Source organism: Gemmatimonas sp., assembly GCF_044345575.1.
Taxonomy (GTDB): Bacteria; Gemmatimonadota; Gemmatimonadetes; order Gemmatimonadales; family Gemmatimonadaceae; genus Gemmatimonas.
The window spans coordinates 1-4,370 of the sequence record NZ_JBIJAW010000274.1 but is presented as its reverse complement, the minus strand read 5'-3'; the positions used below and the strand labels follow the sequence as shown (position 1 = coordinate 4,370).

Below are 4,370 nucleotides of genomic sequence, written 5' to 3'. Positions count from 1 at the left end.
TTTACGGCATCCTTGGCGTCCGTGAAGCGGCCGGTCGATTCGAGCACGATATCGACGCCGAGGTCCTTCCACGGGAGCTTCGCGGGGTCACGCTCGGCGAGGATCTTCACCGTGTCGCCGTCGATCGTGATTCCATCGGCGTCCGCGCTCACCTGACCGTCGTACTTCCCGTGCACCGAGTCGTACTTGAAGAGGTGTGCGAGGGTCTTGGTGTCGGTGAGATCGTTGATGGCAACGAAATCGATGTCCGCGACGCCCTGCAGCTTGGCGGCACGCAGCACCTGGCGGCCGATGCGGCCGAAGCCGTTGATGCCAACGCGAAGAGCCATTCGTGTCAGTTCCGGATGAAGTCTGAGTTTTGAGCGGTCCGGTCGCCGGGTTCAGGCGCCCGACCGAAGGTCACACAGCTGATGATGCGGGCGCCGCCGTCGAGCAAGGCATCGACCGCGGCATTGACCGTCGCAGCGGTCGTGATCACGTCGTCCACCAGCACCACGTGCTGGCCACGAAGCGCTGCCCGTCGCTCTTTTGGCACGACGAACGCCCGTGAAACGTTGCCTGACCGGTCCGAAGGTGTCAACCGCACCTGCGAACGGGTCTCACGTACGCGCACGAGTGCGTCGGCGAGCACGGGCACGTTCCACCACAGGGACACGGCGTGCGCCAGCAGGGCCGCCTGGTTGTAACCGCGCTCGCGCAGGCGGCTGCGGCCGAGCGGAATCGGCACGATCGCGGAGCGTTCTTCCCGCACATCCATCGGCCAATCGAGTCGTGCCATCCGTCGTCCCATGGCTTCCGCGACGCGGGTCCACCCCTGGTATTTGAGCGCATGCACGAGCTCGCCTCCACATCCGCGGTCCATACGCGTAACCGATCGCACCGCGCGCACGGCCGGCGACAACCGCGGACACCAGCGGCACGCCGGTAGCTCTGCTGGGCGATCGTCGATACCGGGGGCCGCCGGGGCGGCCAGAGACAACCGGGGATGACCGCACCGGTCGCAGTGCGGAAGCGGAAATGCTTCGAGCTGCGCCCAGCACGCGCCGCAAACGATCCCATCGTGTTCGTCGGGGCGATGCGCGCGGCGACAGAGCACGCACGCCGCCGGGAGCAGCAGATCGATCGCGCCGCTCGCCACGGCACGCCACGTTGAGCTCACGCGCAGCGTCACCGGCGTACTGCATGAGGGGAGGGCATGGGGACGCCGAGGGCGCGCCACATTGCCTCGCGTGGGGCCGGCGTTTCGAACCACGTTTCGAACGCCGCCGCGCCCTGCTCTACCAGCATCCGCAGCCCGTCCTCGGCGTCGAGTCCGCGTGCCCTCGCCTCGTTCACCCAGCGTGTACTCTCCGGGGTGTACACCAGGTCGAAGACCGCGGTATGTGGGGAGAGGAGCGCCGGGAGCATCGGCAGCGCGTCGTCGGAGCCCATCCCCTTGGGGGTGGCATTGATGACGAGGGCGACACGCGACCACGAGATTGGCGTACCGTCTGCGACCACCTGCGCTTCGGCCTTCACGCGCCGAACGAGCGCGTCGCCGCGCGCCGGCGTGCGGGCCATCACGATCGTGTGGGCCCCCGCGGCACGCTGGGCGCCTTCCAGCGCCACCAGAACAGCTGCGGCCGAGCCACCGGCGCCGAGCACAAGCACATCGCCATCGATGCCCCGCGGGCAGAGCGCCCGGAGGGTGGCCGTAATGCCCGCGACATCGGTGTTGTGCCCCATCAGGTGGCCGTCCTCCCACCAGAACGTGTTCACGGCTCCTGTTCGCTCCGCCATGGGCGTGCGATGCGCCGCCCGCTCGAACACTGCGGCCTTGTGCGGCATAGTCACATTGCCGCTGCAATTGCGTGCCCGACACTCAGCGAGCACCGCATCCAATTCGTCCGGCGCCACCTCCCGCCGATCGTACTGCACCGCGATCTGCGAGGCCTGCAGCGCCGCATTCTGAAACACGGGCGAGAGAGATCGCGCCACCGGCTGGCCGAGAATGACCAGCGCGCTCGGTGGCGTGCGGGCCACGATGCCGGAGACGCCACTCACGCGGTCAACTCGCCCGCTGCCGGATGACCTTGTCGAGGATGCCACCGATCGCGTGTTCGAGCTCGGCGTACGTGGCGCGATACACCTCGAGATCACCCCCGAAGGGATCACTGACCGCTCTCGGCGTGTCACCCGCAAAGGCGGTGAGCAGGTGCGAACGACCGGCGCCACCCAGCGCCTCGGCACGCTCGAGATGATGCGGACCCATGGTGAGAATGAGATCGGCGCCCTCGACGACCTCCGGCGACAGTTGTCGCGCGCGATGCTCGCCAAGGTTCCCGCCGTGTTCCATCGCCACGAGCAGTGCGCCGTCGGAAGCGGGTGCATCGGGCCACGCGCTAGTGCCGGCACTGCTGACCTTGAGGTCGGTGAGTTGGCGCTCCGCGATGAGACGTTGCGCGATCGATTCCGCCATGGGACTACGACATGTATTGCCCGTACAGACGAAAAGCAGATGCATCAGGTATCTCCCACGAGGTCGGGCACCACGTCGCGCAACTGCTGCGCCGACAGCACACCCGGGCGAATAACACGCGCACGACGACCGGTACAGTCGACCACCGTGGACGGTTTGGAGGGTTCGAGCCGGCCACCATCGAGCACGTGCAGCAGACCGCGCCGAATTTCGTCCGGCCACTGTTGCACGATTTCGGAGGCGACCATGGCGGGGGGGACGCCCGGGCGGTTCGCACTGGTGCTGGTGATGGGTTCCCCGTACGCCTGCAGCAGGCGACGTAACCCGGGGTGTGGCGTCAGCCGCACCGCCACCCCACCCTCGGGGCCGCGGAGACGCGGCGGTACCCGCCCCTCACCACCGCGCAGCACCAACGTGAGTGGCCCGGGCCAGAAACGCGCAGCCAGATGAGCAGCGTACGGGGGGAGGTACAAATCGAGTCGATGCACTTGCTGCGGATCACCGATGAGCAGCAGAAACGGCTTACCGGGCGGTCGCCCCTTCATGCGTACGAGCGCTTCCACGGACTCGTGATCGACTGCCGTTCCGAAGCCGTACACCGTTTCGGTGGGATACGCGAGCACGCGACGCTCGGCGAGATGGGCGATGGTCCCGCGAATCGCCCCCTCAACCTCGGCCGGCGACCAGAAGGGTACCGTGAGCTGCGCCAAGTCGTGTCCCACCGTGGCCGCTACTCCGCCAGCATGCTGAGCGCGTCGGCGCGTGCGAAGTCGGCTTCTTCGGTGATCTTCATGCCGCGCTCGCTTCCCCGCACCACCACGACCTCGAAACCCAGCCGCTCGCAGAGTGCGGCGTCATCGGTGGCGCCGACGTGATCGCGGCGCGCAGCGACGTGCGCCTGCTCGAGCATCTCACGCGGAAACGCCTGCGGGGTCTGGGCTCGCCACAAACGGGTACGGTCGACGGTGCGCACGATGCGGCCATGCTCGTCAACTTCCTTGAGCGTATCCACAACGGGCAACGCCGCGACGGCGCCGTGGCCCTTGCGCGCTTCGTCGATGACGCGATCGATGGTGGCATCGGTCACAAGCGGGCGCGCGGCATCGTGCACGACGGCCACGACGACCTCTTCCGGGAGATCCTCCAGCCCATTCACCACGCTCTCATGACGCTCGCTGCCCCCCGTGGAGACGAGTAGACGATCCACGTCACACTGGAAGAGCCAGGGCGGCGGATCCGCAGCATACGCCTTGGGGAGCACCACGACCACCACGGCGACATCGGGGCGCGCCATGAACGCCTGCACGCTGTGGAGCAGCGCAGGCTTTCCCGACACCCAACGGAATTGCTTGAGCTCCGCGCTGCCGGTACGCGACCCGGATCCACCGGCAACGATGACCACGCCCACATCACGCACCACGTCCGATCCCTTCGCGCTCGCCTCGGCGCGCGACGCGATGACGGGAGGCGGAATAATTCGACGCGGTGGGGGAAGTTCCTGTTCGCTCATGCCTTGCTCACCAGAAGAATGCGTTGCTCACGCAGCGTCCTTGCCGACGGTACGCTGCAGCACATCGGCCAATGTGCGCACGCCGATGAGCTTCATGTCACCCGGCGCCTTGCGCGGAATCGCTCGATCGGAGAGGAACGCGGTGGTCATGCCGAGTTTGGCGGCCTCGGCCAGGCGGCGCTCGGCCTGTGAGACCGGCCGCACCTCGCCTCCGAGTCCAAGCTCGCCCAGGAAGATCGCCTGCGCCGGCAGCGGTTTGTCCACCACGCTCGACGCAAGCGCCGCGACGATCGCGAGATCGACGCCGGGCTCCTGCACCCGCATCCCACCGACGATGTTGCAGAACACGTCGAGTTGTGCGCAGGAGAATCCCCCGCGCTTGTCCAACACGGCGAGGAGGAG

Annotated in this window: 7 protein-coding genes and 1 pseudogene; all 8 read right to left on the bottom strand. The window is 67.5% G+C overall.

The annotated features are described in order from the left end of the window. The coding region (locus tag ACIQ6O_RS13415) for a glyceraldehyde 3-phosphate dehydrogenase NAD-binding domain-containing protein (RefSeq protein ID WP_396208294.1) at window positions 1-329 on the bottom strand (329 nt) is incomplete at its 3' end. Window positions 330-334: 5 nt separating this feature from the next. Then, the gene (locus ACIQ6O_RS13410; protein ID WP_396208295.1) at window positions 335-778 is read right to left on the bottom strand and encodes a ComF family protein; all 444 of its coding nucleotides are present in this window, start codon (window positions 776-778) and stop codon (window positions 335-337) included. A 210-nt stretch (window positions 779-988) separates the two neighbouring features. Continuing rightward, window positions 989-1,138 (bottom strand): annotated as a pseudogene (locus ACIQ6O_RS13405) (double zinc ribbon domain-containing protein); the annotation flags it as partial. Between the two features lie 29 nt (window positions 1,139-1,167). Next, the gene (locus ACIQ6O_RS13400) at window positions 1,168-2,043 is read right to left on the bottom strand and encodes a shikimate dehydrogenase family protein (RefSeq protein WP_396208293.1); all 876 of its coding nucleotides are present in this window, start codon (window positions 2,041-2,043) and stop codon (window positions 1,168-1,170) included. Window positions 2,044-2,047: 4 nt separating this feature from the next. Next, window positions 2,048-2,503, bottom strand: a complete 456-nt coding sequence (locus tag ACIQ6O_RS13395; protein WP_396208292.1) for a low molecular weight protein arginine phosphatase — start codon at window positions 2,501-2,503, stop codon at window positions 2,048-2,050. Next, a complete protein-coding gene (locus tag ACIQ6O_RS13390; protein WP_396208291.1) occupies window positions 2,503-3,180 on the bottom strand; it encodes an L-threonylcarbamoyladenylate synthase in 678 nt (225 codons plus the stop codon). Before ACIQ6O_RS13390 ends, ACIQ6O_RS13395 begins: the two co-directional genes overlap by 1 nt. A gap of 8 nt (window positions 3,181-3,188) precedes the next feature. Beyond that, the gene (gene ispD / locus ACIQ6O_RS13385; RefSeq protein WP_396208290.1) at window positions 3,189-3,968 is read right to left on the bottom strand and encodes a 2-C-methyl-D-erythritol 4-phosphate cytidylyltransferase; all 780 of its coding nucleotides are present in this window, start codon (window positions 3,966-3,968) and stop codon (window positions 3,189-3,191) included. Window positions 3,969-3,995: 27 nt separating this feature from the next. Continuing rightward, on the bottom strand, window positions 3,996-4,370 hold a 375-nt coding region (locus ACIQ6O_RS13380), incomplete at its 5' end, for a magnesium chelatase domain-containing protein (RefSeq protein ID WP_396208289.1).